This is a genomic window from Bradyrhizobium sp. SZCCHNR1015 (assembly GCF_032489875.1).
Lineage (GTDB): Bacteria > Pseudomonadota > Alphaproteobacteria > Rhizobiales > Xanthobacteraceae > Bradyrhizobium.
Map to the genome: position 1 here is coordinate 275,928 of NZ_JAUEYW010000007.1, position 23,376 is coordinate 299,303.

Annotated in this window: 19 protein-coding genes; 7 read left to right on the forward strand and 12 right to left on the reverse strand. The window is 67.0% G+C overall.

What is annotated here, in order from left to right:
* Positions 1-41: 41 nt before the first annotated feature.
* Positions 42-1,745, forward strand: a complete 1,704-nt coding sequence (locus tag QX128_RS14625) for a methyl-accepting chemotaxis protein (protein WP_315804893.1) — start codon at positions 42-44, stop codon at positions 1,743-1,745.
* A gap of 9 nt (positions 1,746-1,754) precedes the next feature.
* Here the strand turns inward: QX128_RS14625 and QX128_RS14630 are convergent, their stop codons facing one another.
* The 6 genes from QX128_RS14630 to QX128_RS14655 form a co-directional block, all read right to left on the reverse strand.
* Complete coding sequence (locus QX128_RS14630; protein WP_316237768.1) at positions 1,755-3,059, reverse strand: TRAP transporter large permease subunit; 1,305 nt, start codon at positions 3,057-3,059, stop codon at positions 1,755-1,757.
* A 370-nt stretch (positions 3,060-3,429) separates the two neighbouring features.
* The gene (locus QX128_RS14635) at positions 3,430-4,035 is read right to left on the reverse strand and encodes a TRAP transporter small permease (protein ID WP_315804895.1); all 606 of its coding nucleotides are present in this window, start codon (positions 4,033-4,035) and stop codon (positions 3,430-3,432) included.
* Entirely contained in the window at positions 4,028-5,029 is a 1,002-nt protein-coding gene (locus tag QX128_RS14640) for a TRAP transporter substrate-binding protein (RefSeq protein WP_316237769.1), read from the reverse strand. The genes QX128_RS14635 and QX128_RS14640 overlap by 8 nt, the downstream gene beginning before the upstream one ends.
* Positions 5,030-5,298: 269 nt before the next feature.
* Positions 5,299-6,954 (reverse strand): hydantoinase B/oxoprolinase family protein, encoded by a 1,656-nt coding sequence (locus tag QX128_RS14645; RefSeq protein ID WP_316237770.1) that lies wholly within the window; start codon positions 6,952-6,954, stop codon positions 5,299-5,301.
* A 2-nt stretch (positions 6,955-6,956) separates the two neighbouring features.
* Positions 6,957-9,041 (reverse strand): hydantoinase/oxoprolinase family protein, encoded by a 2,085-nt coding sequence (locus tag QX128_RS14650; RefSeq protein WP_316237771.1) that lies wholly within the window; start codon positions 9,039-9,041, stop codon positions 6,957-6,959.
* A 792-nt stretch (positions 9,042-9,833) separates the two neighbouring features.
* Positions 9,834-10,343: a DUF6789 family protein gene (locus QX128_RS14655; RefSeq protein WP_315804899.1), complete on the reverse strand. Its 510-nt coding sequence runs from the start codon at positions 10,341-10,343 to the stop codon at positions 9,834-9,836.
* Between the two features lie 112 nt (positions 10,344-10,455).
* Between QX128_RS14655 and QX128_RS14660 the strand changes: the two genes are divergently transcribed.
* The 3 genes from QX128_RS14660 (at position 10,456) to QX128_RS14670 (ending at position 13,520) form a co-directional block, all read left to right on the forward strand.
* On the forward strand, positions 10,456-10,962 hold the full coding sequence (locus QX128_RS14660) for a Spy/CpxP family protein refolding chaperone (RefSeq protein ID WP_315804900.1): 507 nt from the start codon (positions 10,456-10,458) through the stop codon (positions 10,960-10,962).
* 109 nt (positions 10,963-11,071) lie between these two features.
* Positions 11,072-13,060: a DEAD/DEAH box helicase gene (locus QX128_RS14665; protein ID WP_316237772.1), complete on the forward strand. Its 1,989-nt coding sequence runs from the start codon at positions 11,072-11,074 to the stop codon at positions 13,058-13,060.
* Positions 13,061-13,118: 58 nt separating this feature from the next.
* A complete protein-coding gene (locus tag QX128_RS14670; RefSeq protein WP_316237773.1) occupies positions 13,119-13,520 on the forward strand; it encodes a DUF2177 family protein in 402 nt (133 codons plus the stop codon).
* A gap of 108 nt (positions 13,521-13,628) precedes the next feature.
* Here QX128_RS14670 and QX128_RS14675 read toward each other — a convergent pair whose 3' ends face one another.
* A complete protein-coding gene (locus QX128_RS14675) occupies positions 13,629-14,288 on the reverse strand; it encodes a peroxiredoxin (RefSeq protein ID WP_315804903.1) in 660 nt (219 codons plus the stop codon).
* A 365-nt stretch (positions 14,289-14,653) separates the two neighbouring features.
* Between QX128_RS14675 and QX128_RS14680 the strand changes: the two genes are divergently transcribed.
* Together QX128_RS14680 and QX128_RS14685 are read left to right on the forward strand one after the other, a co-directional pair.
* On the forward strand, positions 14,654-15,223 hold the full coding sequence (locus tag QX128_RS14680; RefSeq protein WP_315804904.1) for a hypothetical protein: 570 nt from the start codon (positions 14,654-14,656) through the stop codon (positions 15,221-15,223).
* A 172-nt stretch (positions 15,224-15,395) separates the two neighbouring features.
* Complete coding sequence (locus tag QX128_RS14685) at positions 15,396-16,520, forward strand: S1C family serine protease (RefSeq protein ID WP_316237774.1); 1,125 nt, start codon at positions 15,396-15,398, stop codon at positions 16,518-16,520.
* A 188-nt stretch (positions 16,521-16,708) separates the two neighbouring features.
* Here the strand turns inward: QX128_RS14685 and QX128_RS14690 are convergent, their stop codons facing one another.
* Positions 16,709-18,565: an alkaline phosphatase family protein gene (locus QX128_RS14690; RefSeq protein ID WP_316237775.1), complete on the reverse strand. Its 1,857-nt coding sequence runs from the start codon at positions 18,563-18,565 to the stop codon at positions 16,709-16,711.
* A 204-nt stretch (positions 18,566-18,769) separates the two neighbouring features.
* Here QX128_RS14690 and QX128_RS14695 point away from each other — a divergent pair, with 204 nt between their 5' ends.
* Entirely contained in the window at positions 18,770-19,264 is a 495-nt protein-coding gene (locus tag QX128_RS14695) for a ferritin-like domain-containing protein (protein ID WP_315776574.1), read from the forward strand.
* A 13-nt stretch (positions 19,265-19,277) separates the two neighbouring features.
* On the opposite strand, the gene QX128_RS14700 is transcribed toward QX128_RS14695, so the two are convergent.
* From QX128_RS14700 to QX128_RS14715, 4 genes are read right to left on the reverse strand one after another with little or no spacing between them, the layout of a single operon-like run.
* Positions 19,278-20,531 (reverse strand): arsenic transporter, encoded by a 1,254-nt coding sequence (locus QX128_RS14700; protein WP_316237776.1) that lies wholly within the window; start codon positions 20,529-20,531, stop codon positions 19,278-19,280.
* 22 nt (positions 20,532-20,553) lie between these two features.
* Complete coding sequence (locus tag QX128_RS14705) at positions 20,554-21,828, reverse strand: MFS transporter (RefSeq protein ID WP_316237777.1); 1,275 nt, start codon at positions 21,826-21,828, stop codon at positions 20,554-20,556.
* A 40-nt stretch (positions 21,829-21,868) separates the two neighbouring features.
* Positions 21,869-22,522: a hypothetical protein gene (locus tag QX128_RS14710; protein ID WP_316237778.1), complete on the reverse strand. Its 654-nt coding sequence runs from the start codon at positions 22,520-22,522 to the stop codon at positions 21,869-21,871.
* Between the two features lie 45 nt (positions 22,523-22,567).
* Positions 22,568-23,269, reverse strand: coding sequence for a hypothetical protein (locus tag QX128_RS14715; protein ID WP_316182202.1), 702 nt, complete (start codon positions 23,267-23,269; stop codon positions 22,568-22,570).
* Between the last annotated feature and the right edge of the window lie 107 nt (positions 23,270-23,376).

The window sequence follows — 23,376 nt, forward strand, 5'->3', positions numbered from 1 at the left end:
AGTTTGAGATTCAGTTGCAGTTCCCCTGGAAGGTTTATGACGTGTCCGTCCAATTGAAGCTCGGCACCAAGGCGCTGATCGGCGCCGTTGTCGTGATCGCCCTGAATACCGCCCTGGTCGTCGGCGCAGCGTACTGGTCGCTGTCCTCCGATTTCACCGATCGCGCCAAGCGCGACATCGAAGGCAATCTGCGCACCTTTGCGCTGACGTTCACCGAGACGTTCAAGGACGCGAAAGTCAGCGTGCAGAACGGCGTCGTTACGCGCATCGAGATTCCGGCGATTCCCGAGATCAAGGATCATGCGATCGTGGATCGCGCGGTGTCCTATGTCGGCGGCAGCGCCACGCTGTTCGTGGTCGATGACAGCGGACAGTTCGTCCGCCGTTCGACCAACGTGAAGAAGGAGAATGGCGACCGCGCCGTGGGCACTCAGCTTGCCGCGGATCATCCGGCGCAGGCGCTGCTGCGCCGCGGCGAGGCTTACAAGGGCCCCGCGACGCTGTTCGGCAAGTCGTTCATGACCGCTTATTTTCCCGTCACCAATCCGGCGGACAAGGTGATCGGCATTCTCTATGTCGGCGTGCCCATGGCCGAGCTCGACGCCATGCTGTCGCAGGCGATGCGGACCATGGTCGTCGCCGCGGCGATCGCTGCGCTGCTGGTGCTCGGCTTGACCATGCTGGCGGTGCGACGTGTCACCAAGCCTCTCGCCGCCGTGACCGACGCGCTCACCGCAATCGCTGAGGGGCGCGAGGACGTTGCGATCAAGTCCGATGACCGCAGCGACGAGATCGGCGAGATCGCCCGCAGCCTGGTCGTCTTCCGCAGTGCCGCGAGCGAGCGGCGCCGGATGCGCGAGGAGCAGGCGGCCGCGGCCACTGCGGCCGTCGAGCAGCGCAAGGCCGAGCTGCAGCGTTTCGTCGATTCCTTCCAGGCCAGCATCGGCGGCATCATCGAGAACGTCTTGACGTCGTCGGGCGAGTTCGAGCGCGAGGCGCGCCAGCTCACCCAGACCGCGCGGACCACCGCCGACCTGTCCGGCCATTCGGCCGGCGCTTCGGAAAGCGCTTCCGAGCACGTCCGCACCGCGGCCGTTGCCTCGGACGAGCTGTCCGGCTCGATCGCCGAGATCATCCGTCGCGTGCAGGAGTCCAACGCCATCGCCGCCGAGGCGGTCAACCAGGCGACCGCGACCGACCAGCGCATCAAGGAGCTGTCCGACGCCGGCAACCGCATCGGCGACGTCGTCAAGCTGATCACCTCGATCGCCGAGCAGACCAACCTGCTGGCGCTCAACGCCACCATCGAGGCCGCCCGCGCGGGCGATGCCGGCCGCGGCTTCGCGGTGGTCGCCCAGGAGGTCAAGACTTTGGCCGGCCAGACCGCCAAGGCGACGGAGGAGATCTCCAGCCAGATCGCCAACATGCAGACCGTGACCCAGGAATCCGTCGACGCCATCAAGGCGATCGGCTCGACCATTGAGCGCATCAACGGGATCGCTGCCTCGATCTCGGCCGCCGTCGAACAGCAGCGCGCCGCCACCCAGAACATCACCCAGAGCGTCCGCTCGGCCGCGACCGGGACCGCCGAGGTGGTCGAGAACATCCGCAGCGCGGCGCGTGGGGCGGGCGAGACCGGCGAAAGCTCCAACCGGATGTTCGCCTCGGCCCAGGCGCTGTCCAGCGAAAGCCTGCGGCTGAAGGCCGAGGTGCAGAAGTTCCTCGACGGAATGCGCGCCGCCTGACATCGCGGCTCATCCGTAGAGCAGCCTTGGCAGGATCGTCACGATGCCCGGGAAGAGGGTGAGCAGCAGCACGAAGGCGACCATGATGGCGAGATAGGGGGCGGTCACACGGGCGATATAGCCGAGACCGTCCTCCGTCAGGCCCTGGATCACGAACAGGTTGAAACCGACCGGCGGCGTGATCTGGGCCATCTCGACCGCGAGCACCAGGAAGACCCCGAACCAGACCTCGTCGAAGCCGGCGCCCTTCACGATCGGCAGCACGATCGGCAGGGTCATCACGATCATCGAAAAGCCGTCGAGGAAGCAGCCGAGGATCAGGTAGAACACGATCAGGACTGTGATCAGCATGAACGGCGACAGGCCGAGACCCTTGACGAAGGTAGCCACGGCTTGCGGAATGCCGAGGAAGGCCGCGGCGTTGCCGAGGATCGAGGCGCCGAGCACGATCAGGGCGATCATCGAGCAGGTGATGACCGAGCCGATCATCACGTCGCGCACCACCTGCCGCGACATCGCGCCCTGGAAGTAGGCCACCAGCGCTGCGCCGAGCACACCGACGGCGGCGGCCTCCGACGGCGTCGCCAGGCCGCCATACATCGAGCCGAGGACGCAGGCGATCAGGAACAGGGCGGGGGCGAGATCCTTCAGCGCCGCGAACCGCTCCGCCCAGGGCACCTGCGACAGTTGCGCCTCCGCCTTTGGCACCATCGAAGGCGTCAGCGTCGTGTGCAGCATCACCCAGCCCATGAAGGTGCCGGCCAGCAAGAGACCCGGCAGCACGCCCGCGGTGAACAGCTTGAGGATCGAGACGTCGCCGAGCACGCCATAGATGATCATGATGTTGGACGGCGGGATCAGGAAGCCGAGCGTCCCCGCGCCGGCGAGCGAACCGACCGCGATGTCGCGCGAATAGCCGCGGCGCAGCAGCTCGTTGAGCGACATCCGGCCGATCACCTGCGTCGTTGCGGCGGACGAGCCTGAGATCGCGGCGAAGATGGTGCAGCCGATGACGTTGACGTGGAGCAGGCGTCCCGGCAGCAGCCCGGCCCACGGCGCCAGCCCCTGGAACAGCGAGCGCGACAGCCGCGTCCGGAACAGCAGCTCACCCATCAGGATGAACAGCGGCAGCGCCAGCAGCTCCTGGGTGGTCAGGATGTTCCAGGCGTATTGCGGAAGCAGCTTGTCGAGCGGGATCGACCGGAACATCGCCAGCAGCAGGGTCGCGGTGAAGGCGAGCGTGAGCCCGATCCACAGGCCGCCGGCCAGCAGCGCGAACAGGATGGCGAACAGGGCGATGACTTCGATGGTCATGGGAAGGGGGAGTCCGCGGTGAGGGAGGCGGGCGGGATGGGGCCTGCGAATCCCAGACTGGTGGGATCGTCGCGAATGGCATCGCCGTGATGCGCGATGGTCGTGCCGCAGGCGCGGTTCGACCTCGCCCCGCTTGCGGGGAGAGGTCGGATTGCATCGCAAGATGCAATCCGGGTGAGGGGGTACAGGTCTCTCCGCACGCACTTCCCGCGCGGCTGCCCCTCACCCCGACCCTCTCCCCGTAAGGACGGGGAGAGGGGGCGCACCGCGTGCGGGGTGAGAGTTCGCCTATCAGTTGATGGACAAGAACTGCGTAGTTCGGCGGCCGCTGCTCGCGGCGAACCGATCGTCGCGACGTGGGCACGCTCTCTCATTCGACCGGCGACGCCTTCATGCGGTGATCCTCCAGCGGCAGTCCCAGCGCGGCCTGAATGGCGCGGGCGAGGAATTGCAGGGTCAGGAGCAGCATGCCGAAGGTGACGACGGCCTGCGGAAACCACAGCGGGGTGTCGCTGGAGGTCGAGACCTGGCCGCGGACGAAGGAGCTCCAGGCGAACTTGGTCATCGCCGACGTCAGGAACGCCATGAAGGCGAAGCCGGCGGCGGCGGCCAGCACCTCCAGCGCGCGCTGCAGCGGCGCCGGCACGTTCTTGAGCAGCAGCACCACGCGGATATGGCCGCCGACGCGCAAGGTCATGGCCGCGCCGAAGGTGAACGAGGCCGCCATCAGATAGGACGAGTATTCCCAGGCGATCGAGATGGTCGGCGGGAAGAACGGCAGCACGTTCGACAGCGCCCGCGTCGTCACCTCGGCCAGCATCAGCGCCGTCAAGGTCAGCAGACAGCCGCCGCCGATCCAGCCGTCGAGCCGGCCCAGCCGGTCGATGACATCGAGCAGGATGCGCAGCGGCGCGGGCGCCGCTGCATTGAGGCTCGCCCGTTCGCCCGGCGACGGCTCCACGATCGCGTCAGCCACGCTTCATCTCGGCAAGATAGGACTTCACCGGTTGATCGGCAGCGGGCACGCGCTTGAGGAAGGCTTCCATCTGTGGCGCGGTCTTGGCCCGGATCTCGGTCATCATCGCATCCGAAACCGGCACCACTTCCATGCCGCCTTCCTTGAGCCGGTTGAGGCTGTCGACATCGGCCTTGAGCGAATTCGCCCAGAAGGTCGGCTCCATCTTGGCGGCGATGTCGCTGACGGTCTTCTGCTGCTCGGGCGTCAGCGCCTTCCAGGAATCCAGGTTCACGTTGAGCATCTGCGACGACCACACATGATTGGTCGGGTAGACGTATTTGAGGAATTCCCAGAACTTGCCGTCGACCCCTGAGACCGAGGAGGTCGAGACGCCCGCCACGGCGCCGGAGGCCAGTGCCGGGATCGTCTCGCCCCAGGGGATCATGACCGCGGCCATGCCGATGGCGTTGAGCATGTCGACCGCGTTCTTGTCGGGCACGCGGATCTTGATGTTCTTCAGGCCGGCGACGTCTGATGTCTTGACCTTCAGGTGCAGATACTGCGTCGGCCACGGCACGATGTAGAGGATCTTCTGGTTATTGCGCGCGGCGATCTTCTCATATTCAGGCCGCACGTATTTGTGCAGCACCTTGAGCTCGTCCATCGAGCCGGCGAGGAACGGGATGCTCTCAACGCCCATGAAGGGCTCGTCGCCGACCTGCTGGATGTTGAGCACGTCCGCGAGCGGGACGAGACCGTCGCGCACCGCGCGCAGATGCTCCGGGCCCTTGAAGCCGAGCTGACCGCCTGCCTTCACGGTGATGTTGACGGCGCCGTTGGTCTGCTTCTTCACCTCCTCGGCGAAGGCCATCGCGTTCTGGGTGTGAAAGTTGCCCTCGGGCCAGACCGTCGACATGTCCCAGTTGGTCGTCGCCGCGTGTGCCCTTGTCGAGACCTGGCTCGCCGTGAGCAGCGCCGCTGCACCTGCCGTGAACGTCCGTCGCGTGATCATCAGTGTCTCCGCTTCGTTGCTGAGCTAAGGGAAATGGAAGAGGTTTGGCGAGCCGTGTGGTCGTGGCCATCCTTCGAGACGCCCGCCTGCGGCGGGCTCCTCAGGATGAGGGCTCGTTGCGCGGCCAGATGCTGATCCTCTCCATGAGGACGCCCCTCATGGTCAATGTGCAGCACCGATAGCGGTGCTAAACCCTCATGGTGAGGAGCGTCGCTCTTGCGACGCGTCTCGAACCATGAGGCCACCAATGTTTCGACTGGCATGAGATCTCACCGCGCCTGCCCGTAGACCTTTGCCGCGTTGTCCGCCGACACCAGCCCGCTCTCGACATCGCTCTGCACGAGCTCCGCCGCGCGTTCGCGGGGATCGCCGATGCCTGCACCGCCCGGCGTCAGCACCACCAGCCGGTCGTCCGGCGGCACGGTCTGAAAACCCTTGCCACGCAGCTTCTTGCCCGACGCGAGCCCGACATAGCCGGCTTCGCCATGGTGGCCGCCGTCGCGGCCGCGCGGCGGGTGGTCGATGCGGTCGAAGGCGGCGAGGATGTCGAACGGCGCGTCGACGCCGCTGCCGACCTCGATGATCTGGCCGAGGCCGCCGCGGGTGCGGCCGGCGCCGCCGGAATCCGGCCGCAGCTCCTTGCGCCAGAAGATCAGCGGCGTCTGCGTCTCCGCGATCTCGACCGGCGTGCCGCGCACGCCGGAGGGATAGGCGGTAGCCGACAGCCCGTCCTTGTCGAAACGGGCGCCAGTGCCGCCGTTCGACGTCACCGCCATCGAGAACCCGTAATTGCCGCCGGCGCCGGAGCGGGTCTGGCCGCGGACGTTGAGATTCCACAGACACGACGTGCCTTCGGCGGGCACGCGCTCGGGGATGATCTGGCGCAGGCAGCCGAACACCACGTCGGGCAGCATCTGGCCGATGACATGACGCGAGGCGACCGGCGCCGGCTTCGGCGCATTGAGGATCGCGCCCGATGGCGCCGACACGGTCAGCGGCGACAGCGAGCCGGCATTGTTGGGGATCGCGGAGGCCACGACGCAACCGAGCCCGAACACCGTGTAGGCCGTGGTGTAGGACAATGGCACGTTGATACCGAATTTCGAGGCGGGCGAGGTGCCGTCGAAGTCGACGTGGATGCCGCTCTCCGAGATCGTCAGCGCCGCCTTCAGGGTGACAGGCGCATCATAGCCGTCGACCACCATCTCGTTGCGCCAGGTGCCCTTGGGCAGCTTGGCGATCTCGGCCAGGACGGCGTCGCGCGAGCGGTCGCAGATGTAGTCGCCGAGCGTATCGAGCGAGGCGATGCCGAACTCGGTCATCATCTCGACCAGGCGCTGGCAGCCGACATCGTTGCAGGCGGCGAGCGAATAGGTGTCGCCTTCGGTGTCCACCGGCAGCCGGGTGTTGGCGCGGATCATGGCCATCAGCGTCTCGTTGACGACGCCCTGGTCGATCAGCTTCAGCATCGGGATGTACAGCCCCTCCATGAATACGTCGGTGCCGTCGGGGCCGAAGCCGATGCCGCCGATATCCATCAGATGGCTGGTGCAGGAGAACAAGGCGACCGGCTGGCCGTCCTTGAAGCAGGGGGTGGTGACGACGAAATCGTTGAGATGCCCGGTGCCCATCCAGGGATCGTTGGTGATGTAGGCATCGCCGGGCTTCATCGTGTGGATCGGAAAATGCGCGATGAAGTGCTTCACCGACTCCGCCATCGAGTTGACGTGGCCCGGCGTGCCGGTGACGGCCTGCGCCAGCATGCGGCCGTTCAGGTCGAACACGCCGGCGGAGAGGTCGCCGCATTCGCGCACGATCGGGCTGAAGGCGGTGCGCAGCAGCACCTGGGCCTGTTCCTCGACCACGGCGATCAGCCGGTGCCACATGATCTGCAAGTCGATCAGGCTGCTCTGTGATGGACTCATTGTCAGGCCGCCTTCCGTTCCATGACGATGCTGCCGGCACCATCGATATGCGCGTCAAAACTGTTGGAGATGAAAGTCGAGGTCTCGTCCTCGGCGATCACGGCGGGGCCGGCGATGACCGCGCCCGGCGCCATCTGCTCGCGGCGATACAGCGGGATCTCGACGAAGCGTCCGGCGCGGCCGTCGAAGAACTTGCGGTGCCCCGCAGCCTTGCCCGCAGGCTTGCGTTGCACCTCGGTGACGGCGGGCGGTTGGTGCGCATCCGTCGTCGCGAGCACCGACCAGCTCAGGACCTCGATCGCCGCACCGGGGATCGGGCGCTCGAACAGCGCGGCGTAGCCGGCCTCGAAGGTCGTACGCAGGGTGGGCAGGTCGTCCGCCGTCAGCGGGCGGTTCGGCAGCTCGACATTGATCTCGTGGCCCTGGCCGACATAGCGCATGAAAGCCGAGCGGCGCTCGCGCAACGGTGCGCCGGCCGCACCAGGCTCCACCAGCGCGCGGGCCTCATCGGCCATCTCCTGCAGCAGAGTGGAGACGAGCGCCGTGTCGAAATCGTCGAGCCTCGCATGGCGGCTGCGCACCAGCTCATAGGCGATCGGTGCGGCGAGGAAGCCGACCGCCGAGCCGACACCGGCATTGGACGGCACGATCACCCTGGCGACGCCGATCTTCTCGGCGACGCGCGCGGCATGCAGCGGCGCTGCGCCGCCGAAGGCGATCAGCGTGTGCTGGCCGATGACGGCGCCGCGCTCGACGGCATGGACGCGCGCCGCGCTCGCCATGTTCTCGCAGACGACCTCGTGCACCGCGTAGGCAGCGGTCTCGGCGTCCAAGCCGAGCGGGGCGCCGACGTCGCGGAGCAGGGCCTGTTTCGACAGTTCGGGATCGAGCCTGATGGTGCCGCCGGCAAACGCGTCGGGATCGATCATGCCGAGCGCGACATCGGAATCGGTGACCGCCGGGCGCTGGCCGCCGCGGCCGTAGCAGGCCGGACCCGGCTCGGAAGAGGCGCTCTCCGGGCCCACGGTGACGCGCTTCATCGCATCGATGTGCGCGATCGAGCCGCCGCCGGCGCCGATCTCGACCATCTCGATCACGGGGATGCGCACCGGCAGGCCCGAGCCTTTGAGGAACCGCGCGGCACGGTCGACCTCGAACACACGCGAGCTCTCCGGCTCGAAATTCTCGATCAGGCAGATCTTGGCGGTGGTGCCGCCCATGTCGAACGACAGCACCTTGCGCTCGCCGAGCCGAGCGGCGATCTGGCCGGCGAAGATCGCGCCGCCAGCGGGACCGGATTCGACGAGCCGCACCGGGAAGCGGCGCGCCGTGGCGATCGAGGTGACGCCGCCGCCCGAGGTGACGAGATAGATCGCGCCGCGGAACTGCTCGATTTGCAGCGCCCGCTCCATGCGCGCGAGATAGCTGTCCATCAACGGCTGCACATAGGCGTTGGCGACCGCGGTCGAGGTGCGTTCGTATTCCCGGATTTCGGGACAGACCGCCGAGGACAAAGTGACCGAGACATCAGGCATCGCCTCGGTCAGGATCTCGGCAGCGCGGCGCTCATGCGCGGGATTGGCGTAGGCGTGCAGGAAGGCGATGGCGATGCTGGCGACATCGAGCGTGCGGAGCTGCGGCACCAGCGCACGCACCGCCGCTTCGTCCAGCGGCAGCCTGACGTCTCCGTGGGCATCGACGCGCTCGGGCACGGTGAAGCGCAGGGAGCGCGGCACCAGCGGTTTCGGCTTGTCGATCGAGAGATCGTACTGGTCGTAGCGGCTCTCGGTTCCAATATCCAGAACATCACGGAAGCCGTCCGTTGCGATCAGCGCGGTCCTGGCGCCGCGGCGCTCGATGATGGCATTGGTCGCGAGCGTGGTGCCGTGAATGAAGACATCGATGTCGCAGATGCGCGCCTTCGCGTCGGCGAGAATCAGACGGGTACCATCCAGCACGGCCTGCTCCGGCTGCGTCGGCGTGGTCAGCAGCTTGCGTGTCCGGCGCTGCGTGCCGATGTCGAGAACGATATCGGTGAACGTGCCGCCGATATCGACGGCCAGCCGGACTTCGGCTCCTTCAAGCATTCCAGGGTCTCCGCAAGCGACGAGTTGATGTGCGAGTTGAGCAAGTCCCATGCCATTGCGCCAGCGGAGATGCAGCTTGCTGCTCTGCGTTTTGTGCGATGCGGATTTGAGGTCGCGATGTCGTGCGGGCTCAACCTTGCTGATCGACATGCGACCGTTGCCTGCTCCAGCGTTATGCTGTTGCGCGAAGCCAGCTATGTGAGATGTACGATGTTTCCACACCGTCATTCCGGGTCGCCCGGAGGGCGAGCCCGGAATGACAGCGTGTGTCTTGAACGAGCTTGGCAGACGCGCGTTCGCATTCCCGCGGCATGATCAGCCCGAGTTCTGCGGCCTGTTTACCCTCTGCAAAACGAGAGGGCGCAGGGAATGCCGGGTGAAGGCCTCACCCATGGCCCGCCTGCGAAAAAAATGCAGGCGGCAGGTACCACAGGCAAAGCCGAACACTCCGGCATTCCCTGCGCGGTGGTCTTCACGCTTATACGCAGTCTCCCTGGTGCGCCGGCTTGTTGGCCACCATTGTCCGCGCGATGCGCAAGCATCGTCACGAGCGTGATACCAGCTTCGGGGTATCGGGACGCTGCGACTTCACGTCCGCAATCATGCCGGTCGTCTGCGCGAAATGCGCGTCCGGCATGAATCGCGGCCACCGCATCCCGCACCGACGTTCGTGACGACGCGTACGTCCCTCTGCATGGGCAGGACGACGCGGATCATACATGAGTTACGAGAAAACGAAAGAAAAAAATTCGGTCTTTTCGAAATGACGCCAGGGGTCCCTCCCGGCGGCGCTCAGACGTGACCGCCGTCTCCGCGGCCGACCTCGATCTTCTGATCCGGTCCCTGCAGAGCCGCATACACGGCGCCCAGCACAACGCTATACGCCTCGACCATCGCCAGCGAGAACAGCGCCGGGCCGGCGCCCAGCCCGAGCGACGTTGCGAACGGTCCAAGGCCGATGGCGGGAAACAACACGATTCCGAGCAGCAGCCAGCCGGCGAGCCCGAGCAGGAAGCCTTTGGCGACACCGCTGCCGCCGGGCAGGCGGTGGAAGAAGCGCCCGAACAGCAGGCCGATCAGGAAGGCTCCGTTGAGCTGCGAGAGCAGCCACAGCGGCGCCCCGTCCTGCATCGCTCGGGCGAACAGGGGCTGGAGCGTATCGAGCAGCGCCGAGGCGGGATCGAACTGCGGCAACAGGTGAAGCCCGCTCTTGAGCTCCATCAGGCCTATATGAGCCAACGTCCCGCAGCCCGATGCGACCGCCGACGTCCATATCCAGCGATAGCTGCGTATCGTTGTCATCTCCTCAATTTGGCCGTCGCCCATCATTGGTCCGTTGATCTTGCTCAAAAGGCAAGTTCGCCGTGCGCTTAGTTTGCGCGAACTCATTGGTGCCACGTCGAGGAGTTCTGCCATGCGATTAGATCCACGCGCGCTGGTGTTCGCAGCCGCAATCGTGACCGTCACCGCCGCCCCGGGCCTTGCCCAGCCGGGCGCAGGCGGACCAGGTTGGGGGCCGGGCATGATGATGGGGCCGGGGATGATGGGCGGCCGGGGGTTCGGCTTCCTCTGCAATCCCCGCATGGCCGGATTTGCCGAATGGCGGATGTCGCAGATCGAGGCGGCCATCAAGCCGAACGACACGCAGCGGGCGCGGCTCGATGATCTCAAGGCGGCATCGGCCAAAGCTGCGGAGCTGATCACGAAGGACTGCCCGGCGACGCCGCCGGCCAAGGCGACCGACCGCCTCGCGCTGGCGGAGCAGCGCCTCGACACGATGCAGCAGGCGATCAAGATCGTCCGGCCAGCGTTCCAGGCGCTCTACGACTCGCTCGACGACAAGCAGAAGGCGGCGATGGACAGCAGCGGGCCCCGCAACTGGGGCTGGCGTCACTGGCACTGGCCGTGGAGCGACGAGTAGCGGCGTAGCGGGGGGCCGGGGAGCGCCGCGTTGATTGGGTGCGGGCGGGCATGGCGATTTCGCTCCGCATGGCGTAAAGCCATCGGAATCAAACGAGGTTTTCCGTCAATTGCCCTTTCCCGCGACCCATCCGCCGCTCGCCCGCGCCCTGGCCGAGCGCAACTATGAGACTCCCACGCCCGTCCAGCTCGCGGTGCTCGCGGACGACGCCGTCGATCGCGACCTCCTGGTGTCGGCCCAAACGGGGTCTGGCAAGACCGTCGCCTATGGGCTGGCGATGGCGGCGAATCTGTTGGGTGACGCCGAACGGTTCGCGCCGGCGGCGGCGCCGCTGGCGCTGATCGTGGCGCCGACGCGCGAGCTGGCGCTGCAGGTCCAGCGCGAGCTCGGCTGGCTCTATCAGCACGCCGGTGCGCGCGTCGTCTCCTGCGTCGGCGGCATGGATCCACGCCGCGAGCAGCGCGAGCTCGAGGCGGGCGCCCATATCGTGGTCGGCACGCCCGGGCGGCTGTGCGACCATCTGCGGCGCGGGCGTCTCGACATCTCGGAATTGAAGGCCGTGGTGCTCGACGAGGCCGACGAGATGCTCAATCTCGGCTTTCGCGAGGACATGGAGTTCATTCTCGAGACCACGCCGGAGACGCGCCGGACCTTGCTGTTCTCGGCGACCTTTCCGCGCGGCATCGTGGCGCTGGCGAAGCAGTATCAGGACGACGCGTTCCGGATCGAGGTCGAGGGCGATGAAGGCGGGCATGCCGACATCGAGTACCGCGCCATCCGCATCGCCGCCGACGATGTCGAGCATGCGGTCGTCAACGTGCTGCGCTTCTACGAGTCGCCGAGCGCAATCGTGTTCTGCAACACGCGCGAGGCGGTGCGGCATCTGCAGGCGGCGCTGCTGGAGCGCGGCTTTTCCGTCGTCGCGCTGTCGGGTGAGCTGACGCAGAACGAGCGCACGATGGCGCTGCAGTCGCTTCGCGACGGCCGCTCGCGGGTGTGCGTGGCGACCGACGTCGCGGCGCGCGGCATCGATCTCGCCAATCTCGATCTCGTCATCCATGCCGAGCTGCCGAACGATCCCGAGGTGATGCAGCATCGCTCGGGTCGCACCGGCCGCGCCGGCCGCAAGGGCGTCAGCGTGCTGCTGGTGCCGCCGGCGCGGCGGCGGCGGGCGGAAACGCTGCTGAACCTCGCCGGCATCGAGGCCGCGTGGGGCGCAGCGCCGCAAGCTGATGAGATCCGCAAGCTCGATCAGGAGCGCATGCTGCACGACCAGGTGTTCACCGAGGAGACGACGGCGGAGGATCTGGCGCTCGCGCAGGCGCTGCTGGCGGAGCGGTCGGCCGAGGACATCGCCGCTGCATTGGCGCGGCTCTATCGCGCGCGGCTGCCGTCGCCGGAGGACATTCTGGATCCGGGCCAGGACCGCGGCCGCCCGCGCCAGGATCGTGGTCGCGACACCGCCCGGCCGGCGCGCGGCGAGGAGCGGCCACCGTCGCCCCGAACGAAGACCGGGAAGCCGTCGGCGCGCCACGGCATGGGCGAGCCGAGCGTCTGGTTCCGGGCGGCGATCGGGCGCAGGAAGAATGCGGAAGCGCGCTGGCTGCTGCCGATGATCTGCCGTCGCGGCGGCATCGACAAGAACGACATCGGCACCATCAAGATCTCGGATACCACGACGGAGTTCGAGATCGCCGCGCGGGTCGCGGACGCCTTCGCCGCCAACATCCGCCGTCCCGACAAGGAGGATACGATCCGCATCGAGCCGCTGGCGGCTGCGCCGTCGGGGCAGGGGGCCGTCGACAAACCGCGTCCGGAGAAGCGGGCGGCGCGGCGCGAGGCCGAGCCACGGCGCCAGGCAGAGGAAAGCGCCTACCATCCGCTGCATCGCGATCAGCCTCGCCGGGACAAGGAAACTCCGCCGCGGAGCAGGGCGCATCACGACGCTCCGCCGTCGAAGTCCGGCCATGCCCAGGCGTTCACGAAGAAAAAGAAGCACGGCGACAAGTCCAGCCGTGGCGGACCGGCGTTTCCGTCTCATAGCCCACGGTCGAAGGCGCCTGGTGGAAAGAAGCCCAAGACCAAGCGTCGCGGCTGACGGCACCGGCCGATCCCGCGCCGACGGCAGTGCGTGAAACGTGAAGGAGGAGCCGTCCTTGAGCCGCTACGCCGTCCTGTATTTTGCAACCCTGGCCGTGCTGCTCGGCTTCGACATCCCGTTCCTGAGCATCGTCGCCAAGGGCTTCTTCCAGTCGCAGGTCGGCGAGATGCTCGGCGAGATTCGTCCCGTGCCGGCGGTGCTGTTCTATCTGCTCTATGTCGTGGGCGTGCTGATCTTCGTCAGCGGCCCGCTTGATGCGACCTGGCGCTCGACCTTGCTCTATGGCGCGCTGTTCGGGCTGTTCTGCTACGCGACCTTCGAGCTGACGTCGCTGGCGATGCTCAAGCAGTGGACCTGGACGGTGGTGGCGGTCGATATCAGCTGGGGCGTGTTCGTCACGGCGGTGTCGGCGACAGCGGGGCTGCTGATCGCGGACTGGGTCACGCCGCGGGGATGAAGGGGCATCGGCCCGAAGCGCTCGGACTGCAATTCCAGTCGACAAAGATCCCGGGGCCGCCTCTGCGAGGCGTCCCGGGATGACGTCGTCAAACGTCGGTTGCCGACCTCACTTCGGCTGCGGCACCACGCGCAGATAGGGCTTCGGCGCCTTCCAGCCGTTCGGATAGATCGTCTTGGCCTCGTCGTCGGACACCGAGCCGGCGATGATGACGTCCTCGCCCTGCTTCCAGTCGGCGGGGGTGGCGACGCGGTGCTTCGACGTGAGCTGCAGCGAGTCGATGACGCGGAGAATTTCCTGGAAGTTGCGCCCGGTGGTCATCGGGTAGACCAGGATCAGCTTGATCTTCTTGTCGGGCCCGATGATGAAGACGTTGCGGACGGTCTGGTTGTCGGCCGCGCTGCGCTTGGACGGGTCCCCGGAGATCGCCGCCGGCAGCATGTCGTAGAGCTTGGAGACGTTGTAGTCGGTGTCGCCGATCATCGGATAGTTCGGCGCCGCGCCCTGCGTCTCGCGGATGTCCTCCGACCATTTGGCGTGGTTGTCGACCGGGTCGACCGACAGGCCCATCAGCTTGACGCCGCGCTTGTCGAACTCCGGCTTCAGCCGCGCCAGCGCGCCAAGCTCGGTGGTGCACACCGGGGTGAAATCCTTCGGATGCGAGAACAGGAGCGCCCAGCTGTCGCCGATCCAGTCGTGGAATTTGATCTTGCCTTCGGTGGTGTCTGCCTCGAAGTCGGGGGCAGTGGAGCCGATCTGGAGAGCCATGGCAGTCCTCAATTCATTGCAGGTGGTAGGAATAAATCTTCCAAACACTATAGGAAATACCGCCGCGAAAGGGAACCGGCTGACGGAAAAGAGAAGATAATTGCCCCAAAGCTCACGAGGCCAACAACTTCTTTTGAGTTCCCGGGCTGCGGCGAAACATCCGTCAGACGACCGCTTGCCCAGATTTCGCCATCTGCTGGTCGCAACACGCCGCCCCCGGACGCCCCACGGCTTTGAACCGTGATCGAGGTCACTGCGGCAAATCGGCAACCGATACAAAAACCCACAGCACCGTTTCGAACCGTTAACCACTCGTTCAGACGGGCGCCGACAAGGTGGGTCAACACAGCAACTGAGAAGAGAACATGGCTACCTCTGCACCAAAAACCATCGGCATCGATGGTCTCGAACCGTCCTCCTGTGAGACCGCTGCTCTCGCGCTCGGCATCGTGCGCGACGGCGTGATCACCGGCGAGGGGCCGACCACCGCGGGACGCGTGCATTTCTCCCGCGTGCTCGATGCCGATGACGCGGCCTGGTGCGCGCGCATTCTGAGCGCCGCCGCGATCAACGACGCGCCGGTCAGCCGCGCCGAGGCCGAGGCGCTGTTCGCGATCGATGCCGCCGCGACCGAGCGCAAGGACGACGGCCGTTTCGAGGATCTGCTCGCCAAGGCGGTGGCGCATCACACCGCGGCCGCCTCCGGCCTGCCGGTGCCGCCGCGCAGCGTGGCGCTGTCGCCGGAGACCGCGATCGAGAGCTGGGCTCCGATCAATGCGCGGGGCATCCGCACCGATGCGCTGGAATGGGTCGCCAAGCAGATGCGCGGCAAGCGCCAGGGCAACCGCGCGCTGATGGCGATGGTCGCGACCCTGGTCGGCGTCACCGTGCTGCCGCTGGCGCAACTGCCGTCGATGATCGACATCGGGATGTAGGCGCGTCGCGTTCATCCAGCCGCATGAGTTCGACGAGCGCGATGATCTCATCGCGCTCTTTTCGTTTTGACCGGTCTTTTTGACCGGCGGCGATCGCATCACGGCTCTTGATGGCGCCGCCCGGCCGGTGAATCAATCGGCGGTGATGCGACCGAACACGGAGAATGTCGAGATGAGCCGATGGAGCTTCGCCGCGCGTCTGATCGCGGTGGCGGCGACGGCGCTGCTGCTCATGATGGCCTGGCAGACCTTTCCGCTGATCCAGGCCGAGCTGCTCGGGATGCGCGCCAAGCCCCGCGAGATCACGCCGCGCGGCGATCTCGCCGCCGACGAGAAGAGCACGATCGCGCTGTTCGAGAGCCGCAGCGGCTCGGTCGTCTTCATCACGACCGTTCAACAATCGGTCAACCCGTGGACCGGCAATTCGCAGCAGGAGCGCTCCGGCACCGGCTCGGGCTTCGTGTGGGACGACCTCGGCCACGTCGTCACCAACTATCACGTCATCGAAGGAGCGACCGAGGCGCTGGTCAGCCTGACCGACGGACGCTCGTTCCGCGCCGCGCTGGTCGGCGCCAGTCCGGAGAACGATCTGGCGGTGCTCGTGATCGGCGTCGGCGTCGACCGGCCGAAGCCGCTGCCGCTCGGCACCAGCGCCGACCTCAAGGTCGGGCAGAAGGTGTTCGCGATCGGCAATCCGTTCGGTCTCAGCAGCACGCTCACCACCGGCATCGTCTCGGCGCTCAACCGCAACCTGCAGGTCACGCAGGACCGCACCCTGAGCGGACTGATCCAGACCGATGCCGCGATCAATCCGGGCAATTCCGGCGGCCCGCTGCTCGACAGCGCGGGACGGCTGATCGGCGTCAACACCGCGATCTACAGCCCCTCGGGCGCCTCTGCCGGTATCGGCTTCGCCGTGCCCGTCGACAGGGTCAACCGGGTCGTGCCGCGCCTGATCGCGAGCGGCCGCTACGTCACCCCGAGCCTTGGCATCCGCACCGATCCAAAGGCCAACGAGGCGCTGTCGGCGCGGCTCGGCCTGTCAGGCGTGTTCGTGCTCGATGTCGAGCAGGATTCGGCGGCCGAGAAAGCCGGACTGATCCCGGCGCGGCTGACCCGCGACGGCGGCTTCGCGCTCGGCGATGTCGTGCTGGCGGTCGACGGGCAGGCGGTGGAGTCGCCCGAGGATATGACGCGGGCGCTGGAGAACAAGAACCCGGGCGATCGGGTGGTGCTGCGCGTGCTCCGCGGTGGCAAGACCGTTGAGGTTCGGGTGACGCTGGACGTCGCGCGGTGAGTAAGTGGACCACACTCCGTCGGCGAGGAGATAGCCGTAGCCCGCATGAGCGAAGCGACATGCGGGAAAAGTGTCCCCGGGTGTCGCTGCGCTCACCCGGGCTACGGCATCGCGTTTGATCGAAACAGGAGTGTCCCGCTTTCGCGGGGCACTCCGGTGATCGCATGGAAGTACTGGCGATCGACTGACTACTTCGCCGCGGCCTTCTGCTTCGGCGCCTCGTCGTCCAGGCCGACCGTGCGGCCGGGGAAGCCGGCGGCGTCGAAATAGCGCTGCTGGCCGACGCGCTGCAGCTTCAGCACGGTGCGCAGGCCGCCGGCGGCCGGATCGGACTTGACGACGTCCGACACAGCCTTGGGCGTCGCGCCGTTCGGCATCGCTTCGGTCATGACGCGGCCGATCAGTCTGCCCTTCGGAGCGACCTTGAGGTCGAGCAGCCTGGCGGCGGTGGTGCCGACATCGGCGTTGCTGACGGGCAGCGGATCGACGAAGCCCGCCTTGAAGTCCGGACCGATGGCCGCCATGAAGTTGTAGGTATCGCCCCGGCCGAACGAGCCGTGCATGCCCTGGCCTTGGCGCAGCACGGTGTCGGCGACCTCGACCTGGCAGTTGGACGGCTGGTCGCAACCCGGCGCGACATAGGTGCGGAAGTTGACCACGATCGCCGGATGCGGCGTCACCGCCTTGCCCTGCAGGTTGATCTGCGATAGCGGCAAGGTGCCCGGAATCTCGCCGAGCTTGTCGTCGACGAAGATGCCGGAGACGTAGTCCTGCGCCAGCAGCGCCTTGACGGTGCGGCGGGCGAGCTTCCTGTCGTTGTTGGGCAAATAGATCAAGTCGGAGCCGCCGTTGGTGGCGACGACGAGATCGGGCTTGGCCGGGTCCTTGCCGAGCACGCCATTGCCGGCCTTGGGGTGCTTGCCTTCGGGCACCGCCGCGTTCTTGTCGTTCGGGTCGAACAGCGGCAGGTCGAGCGCCTTGGCGAGGTCGAGCGCCAGAAAGCCCATCGGCAGGAACTCCTTCGGCGTGTCGTCATAGCTGACCTTGGCGGAGGGACTCGTTTTGCTCTCCTTGGAGATGGTCGAGAAGCCGTGGTCAGCCTGGACCATGATGTTGGTCGAGTCGGCCAGGCCGAGATCGTCGAGCGCCTTGCGCAGCGCTGCCAGATTGTCGTCGGCGTTCTTGATGCCGGCCATCGAGGTCGGGCCATTGATGCCCGGCGTGATGGTGTTCAAGCTGTCGCCGTGATTGTGCTGGCTGCCGTCCGGGTCGCGCGACCAGAACACCAGCACGAACGGCTTGTTGCGGGCCTTGAACATCGGCAGCACCGCCTTGGTGGCGACGTCGACCATATAGGCCTGCTGGGCGACGTTGGCTGTGGTCGTGCCCGGCGTCTTGGCGTCGCCCGCCTTGCCGTTGTCGCCGCGTGACGGCGTCGCCAGCGCCAGGCCGGCCTTGGTCAGGGCGTCCTTGATCTCGTCGGTGATCGGCACGCCGTTCTTGTTGCCGGTGGAGTCATCGATCACGATCGAGGAGCTCGCGCCCGGCTTGCAGGGGCAGCCGGTGTGGTCGAACAGATAGGTCGGGCCGAGCTTGCCGATCGCGGCGGTCGAATAGCCGGCCTTGCGGGCGAGCTTCAGGATCGTGTCCTCGTTGAGGTAGTCACCGTTGAAATGCTCGTCGATGTCGCCGAGCACGGCGTCGTTCTCGATGAAGGGTACGACGGTGTCGCCCGCTGGTGCGGAGGTGTAGCCGGTGAAGATCGTATTCGAGAACGTGCCGGTGTCGCCGAGATAATGGCCGGTCGCCATGGCCGAGCCATTGGCCATGGTGAAGGTCGGAAACAGCGAGTGCGAATTCTTGAAGTTGACGCCCTTGTCGCGAACGGCGGCCATGGCCGGCGCCGTCTCCGGCGTCACCTTCAGCGCGCGCAGGCCGTCGGGAATGAACAGGATCAGGTTATGGGGCTTGGCGTTCTGCGCAAAAGCGGCACTGGACGACAGCAGGGTCAGTCCGGCGCACAGCAGCACGAGCGGGCGGCGCATTGAAAACTCCTGAAAAGCAATCGGCGGAATCGCGGCGTCTCGCCGCAGGGAAGAGCTTTAGTTTTGCCGGGTGACAGTTTTGTTACAAGGGGCTCGCGCCCGATCGGCACCGCTCCGGACAGGATTTTCGTGAAGCGGTAGTCCGCGGCAGGAACCAGGGTGTGGCTTTCCGGTTGTCGGCTCACACAATTCAGGGAGCACACCATGCCTGCCGACAAAGACCTCAACGAGCTCTTCCTCGATACCCTCAAGGACATCTACTACGCCGAGAAGCAGATCCTGAAGACGCTGCCGAAAATGGCCAAGGCGGCGCAGTCGGAGAAGCTGGCGGCGGCGTTCGAGAAGCACCAGGAGGAGACCGAAGGCCAGATCGAGCGGCTCGAGCAGATTTTCGAGCTGATCGGCAAGCCCGCCCGCGGCAAGAAGTGCGATGCGATCGAGGGCATCATCGACGAGGGCAAGGAGATCATGGACGAGTACAAGGGGACGCAGGCGCTCGACGCCGGCCTTCTTGCTGCAGCGCAGGCGGTCGAGCACTACGAGATGTCGCGCTATGGCACGCTGAAGGCCTGGGCGCTCAAGCTCAACCTGCCGAAGGCCGCCAAGCTGCTCGACCAGACGCTGAACGAAGAGCGGAAGACCGACGAGACGCTGACCAAGATCGCTGAGACCGCGGTCAACTACGAGGCGGCCGCCTAAGCCTCGGTCGTCTTTACCACATGGCCGCCGCCAGCGCTGCGATCAGCGCGGGCGGCGTTACCACGAGTCCGATCTTCAGGAATTGCCAGGCCGTCACCTCGATCTTCTCACGCCGCAATGCGGTCAGCCACAGGATGGTGGCAAGCGAGCCCGTGACCGAGATGTTCGGGCCGAGATCGACCCCGATCAGGATGGCCCGGATGACCTCATGCGGCAGGTGATCGCTGGTGGCGACGGAGCCTGCGACCAGGCCGACCGGGAGATTGTTGGCGATGTTGTCGGCGACCGCGGTGATCAGGCCCGCGGCCCACGCCGTGCCGTGCGGCGACGACGTCACGCCCTGGTGCAGCCAGGCGCTGAGCTGGCCGATCGCGCCGGCGCGGCTCAGACCTTCCACCATCACGAACAGGCCGCCGACCAGCGGCAGCACGCCCCATGAGATGCCGCGAATTACGGGCCATGGCGATTGCCGGCCGATGAGCAGGATCGCGGCCGCGGTGACCACGCCGCAGACGAACGTCGGCAGGCCGAGTTGAACGTCGAGCGCCGAGGCGGTCAGCAGCACGGCTGCGATGGCGCCGATCCCGAACGCGGCGAGCCGGCCTTCGCGGCTGAGATGCGGCTTCTCGACATCGGTGCGCAGCGTCTCCTCGCGCAACGCGCGGCGCTGGGTCAGCCACAGCGCGACGTAGGTCAGCGCGATCGCGGCCATCGAGGGCAGGGTGAACTGGCGCAGCCATTCGGTCAGATGCGGCATGCGTTCGCCAAACACGACGAGATTGGCCGGGTTGGAGATCGGCAGCACGAAGCTCGCGGCATTGGCGATGAAGGCGCAGACGTACAGATAAGGCAGAGGCGAGGCGCCGGCGGCGCGGGTGGCGGCATAGACCGCCGGCGTCAGCACGATCGCCGTGGCATCGTTGGAGAGCAGCACCGTGACCAGGGTGCCGACCGCATAGACCAGCAGGAACAGCAGTTGCGGCGAGCCGCGCGCATGCTCCACCGCATAGGCCGCGAGATAGTCGAACAGGCCCTCGCGGCGCGCCAGCTCGGCGATCAGCATCATGCCGATCAGGAACAGATAGACGTCGACGCCCTTGCGGATGCCGGTGAGCGCATCGGCTGGTGGCAGCAGGCCGAGCGCGACCAGCAGGATCGCGCCGGCGGCGGCCCACACGGCCTCGGGCAGCCGAAAGGGGCGGATGATGACGCCGGCGATGGCGGGAATGATGATGGCGTAGGCGAGCCAGGTATCGTGCAGGGACATGATCGGGGATCGATAGAGCAAATCATTCGGCGGGGATAGCGGGCGAGGGCGCCGCGTTCGGGTGGGCGGCCTCTGCTCCACCGGTCTCGGGGAGCAGCAGCCAGCACACGATCACGGCGAGGGCGGCAGCCGCGCCGAGCGCCAGGAATGCGGCGCTGTAGCCGCCATGGACCACGACCAGGCCGGCGAGCGCGGTCGACAGCGCTCCGCCAATGCTCTGCGCCGTGATGACCGCGCCCTGGGCGACGTTGAAGCGGCCGGTGCCGCGCATCAGGTCGGCGACGATGACCGGCATGATCGCGCCGAAGATGCCGGCGCCGACGCCGTCCAGCAACTGCACGCCGACCAGCCAGGCCTTGTCGTCGGACAGCGTGTAGAGCACCGCGCGCAGCGGCAGGATGAGCAACGCCGCCAGGAAGAAGCGCTTGTGGCCCCAGCGGTCGGCGCGGGCGCCGACCAGCAGCGCCATCGGCACCATCACGAGCTGGGCGGCGGCAATGCAGGCCGACATCAGGCTGGTGCCGAGATTCTTGTCCTGCAGCGCCAGCTTCTGGCCGACGAGCGGCAGCATGGCGGCGTTGGCGAGGTGAAACAGCGCGACACAGACCGCGAAGATCAGCAGCGGACGGCAGGTCAGGAGAATGTCCAGGCCCGACGGCTGCTCGCCTTGGCCCGCTCGGTTGCCCTCCGCCTGATGCGCCAGCCCGCGCGCGACGTCATGGTCGATGGCGCGCTCGGGGATGGCGAGCACGCTGATGAGGCTGCCGGCCGACGTGACCGCCATCAGGTAGAACACCGCCGATGGTCCGAGCGCATAGGCGGCGGCCCCGGCGATCACCGCGCCGACGGCATTGCCGGCATGGTTGAAGGTCTCGTTGCGGCCGACGCGCGCCGTGAAGGCCTTGGCGCCGACGATCCCGAGCGACACAGCCGCAATCGCCGGGGCGAAGATCACGCCGGCGGCATTGGCGATGCTCTGCGAGATCGCGACCGGCCAGAAGCTCGTCATCAGCGGCAGCAGCAGGGACGCCGCCGTGACGATGATCGCGGCAACGATCATGACCAGCGGTTTCGCCCTGGTCGCGTCGACCAGCGCGCCGGCCGGCGTCTGCGCGGCGATGCCGGCGATCGTCGCCAGCGACATCACCACGCCGATCGAGGCCTCGTCCCATTTCTGCTCGGTCAGGAGATAGATCGCAAGATAGGGCCCGAGGCCATCGCGCACGTCGGCCAGGAAGAAATTGGCGGCGTCGAGCGCGCGGCGCGCCCGGCGCGTGGTAGTCTCATCCTGTGACATGCTCTCAGGCCTCGGTCCCTCGTTGCGTCAGTGCAGGCGATCACGCGTGCGCGTGATCGTGCTTGGGCCCATGCTTGTGCTTCGGTCCGTGCTTCGGTCCGTTCTTGGGACCATGCTCAGGGCCCTTCTTGGGGCCATGCTTGAGCGGCTTGAGGCTCTTCAGGTCCGGGCCCGCCTCGCGGGCGTGGATGACCCGGCCAAAGCGCGTGTCGATGCCGTCGCCACGAACCGCCAGCGTCGCTTTCGGCGCGAGCAGCTCGGCAATCTCCTTGGCTTCCTTCGGCCCGATGCGCACGACGGTGCCGTCGGTCAGCAGCGCGCCGCGCAGCTCGCCCTTGGGGCCGAACAGCGACAGCCGCACCTTGCCTTCGACGTCCATCCGGTGATGGTCGTGCTTGGGGTGCTCGCGCTCCTCGTCCGGGCCGTGGTCGATGATCTGCCGGCCATCTTCAGCCGACACGGCGACCGCCGCGAGCAGTTGCGCCCCGCGCGGCTTGACGCCCCGCGCGCCGACCGTATCGCCCGCCTTGATGTAGCGCGTCAGCTCCGCCTCCATATGCGGCGGCGTATGGACGAGGATGTCCTTGTCGCCCGCCCGCATGACGAAGCCGTCGACCTCGCCGTGCGGATTGAGCACGAAGCGTTCGAGCACCCCGTTCACGAGCGGCAGGCTTTCGGGGTCGATCCAATGCATGTTCGTCTCCTGTGTTGCGTTCGTTTTTGATCGAAAGGAAAGAGATCAGCCGCGCGGCGGAGGCGGCGGCGGGCCGAGCCGGTCGGGGCCGCCCCTCGGGCCGCGTGGCGGGCGCGGACCGTCGATCTCCGTCATCTGATCCGGCGAGGTGCCGATGGCCTTGACGTCGACGAGCTTGCCGAGGGCGGTCTCGAGCAGGTCGCCGCGCACCGAGATCGTCTGTCCGGGATGCAGCCAGTCGGCCAGCCGTTCGGCTTCGGGCGGCGGCAGGCGGAGCGACGTGCCGTCATCGAGCACCGCGCCGTTGACCTCGCCGCGCTTGCCGTGCAGCACCGTGGCGATCCGTCCGCTGACCGTCTGGTCGGCGCCGTGCCGGCCGGGGCGGTCGGGCGGACCGTCGTCCACGACGGTCTTGCCGGTCGCGATGTTGGTGATCGAGGCCGCGTCGACCAGCGGCAGCGCGCGGGCGCGCAGGCCGCGGATCGAGACGCCATCGCCCGGCCGGATCGTGAACACGACCTGAGCCGTCAGATGCGGCGGCAGCTTCACCTCGGTGCCGTCGTTGAGAATCAGTCCGTCGACATCGCCGCGCGGCGTCAGCGTGTATTGCTTGACGATCCCGCGTGTCTCCGGAAGCTGCGATGCATCCCACGTCGCATCCGGCGGGGACAGTGGTGCCTGGGCGCTGGCCGCAGTCATGCCGCAGCCCGCTGCGGCGAGCATCAGCGCGGCCATGATCGGCGTCATCTTTCGCGTCATCCTGGAACTCCTTTGGCAGGGGTGACGCAAGATGGTTCGCAACGGCCGTGCCAAGTGCCGGACGACGACAAATCAATGGGTTGCATGAAGGCTAG

Coding starts and splice junctions, on each gene's coding strand:
- QX128_RS14630 (WP_316237768.1), bottom strand. CDS start 3,059: ATGACCATCGAAGTCATCGCCCTGTTCGCCATCCTGTTCGCGCTGCTG.
- QX128_RS14640 (WP_316237769.1), bottom strand. CDS start 5,029: ATGATCACGCGACGGACGTTCACGGCAGGTGCAGCGGCGCTGCTCACG.
- QX128_RS14645 (WP_316237770.1), bottom strand. CDS start 6,954: ATGAGTCCATCACAGAGCAGCCTGATCGACTTGCAGATCATGTGGCAC.
- QX128_RS14650 (WP_316237771.1), bottom strand. CDS start 9,041: ATGCTTGAAGGAGCCGAAGTCCGGCTGGCCGTCGATATCGGCGGCACG.
- QX128_RS14655 (WP_315804899.1), bottom strand. CDS start 10,343: ATGACAACGATACGCAGCTATCGCTGGATATGGACGTCGGCGGTCGCA.
- QX128_RS14660 (WP_315804900.1), top strand. CDS start 10,456: ATGCGATTAGATCCACGCGCGCTGGTGTTCGCAGCCGCAATCGTGACC.
- QX128_RS14675 (WP_315804903.1), bottom strand. CDS start 14,288: ATGGCTCTCCAGATCGGCTCCACTGCCCCCGACTTCGAGGCAGACACC.
- QX128_RS14680 (WP_315804904.1), top strand. CDS start 14,654: ATGGCTACCTCTGCACCAAAAACCATCGGCATCGATGGTCTCGAACCG.
- QX128_RS14685 (WP_316237774.1), top strand. CDS start 15,396: ATGAGCCGATGGAGCTTCGCCGCGCGTCTGATCGCGGTGGCGGCGACG.
- QX128_RS14690 (WP_316237775.1), bottom strand. CDS start 18,565: ATGCGCCGCCCGCTCGTGCTGCTGTGCGCCGGACTGACCCTGCTGTCG.
- QX128_RS14695 (WP_315776574.1), top strand. CDS start 18,770: ATGCCTGCCGACAAAGACCTCAACGAGCTCTTCCTCGATACCCTCAAG.
- QX128_RS14700 (WP_316237776.1), bottom strand. CDS start 20,531: ATGTCCCTGCACGATACCTGGCTCGCCTACGCCATCATCATTCCCGCC.
- QX128_RS14705 (WP_316237777.1), bottom strand. CDS start 21,828: ATGTCACAGGATGAGACTACCACGCGCCGGGCGCGCCGCGCGCTCGAC.
- QX128_RS14710 (WP_316237778.1), bottom strand. CDS start 22,522: ATGCATTGGATCGACCCCGAAAGCCTGCCGCTCGTGAACGGGGTGCTC.
- QX128_RS14715 (WP_316182202.1), bottom strand. CDS start 23,269: ATGACGCCGATCATGGCCGCGCTGATGCTCGCCGCAGCGGGCTGCGGC.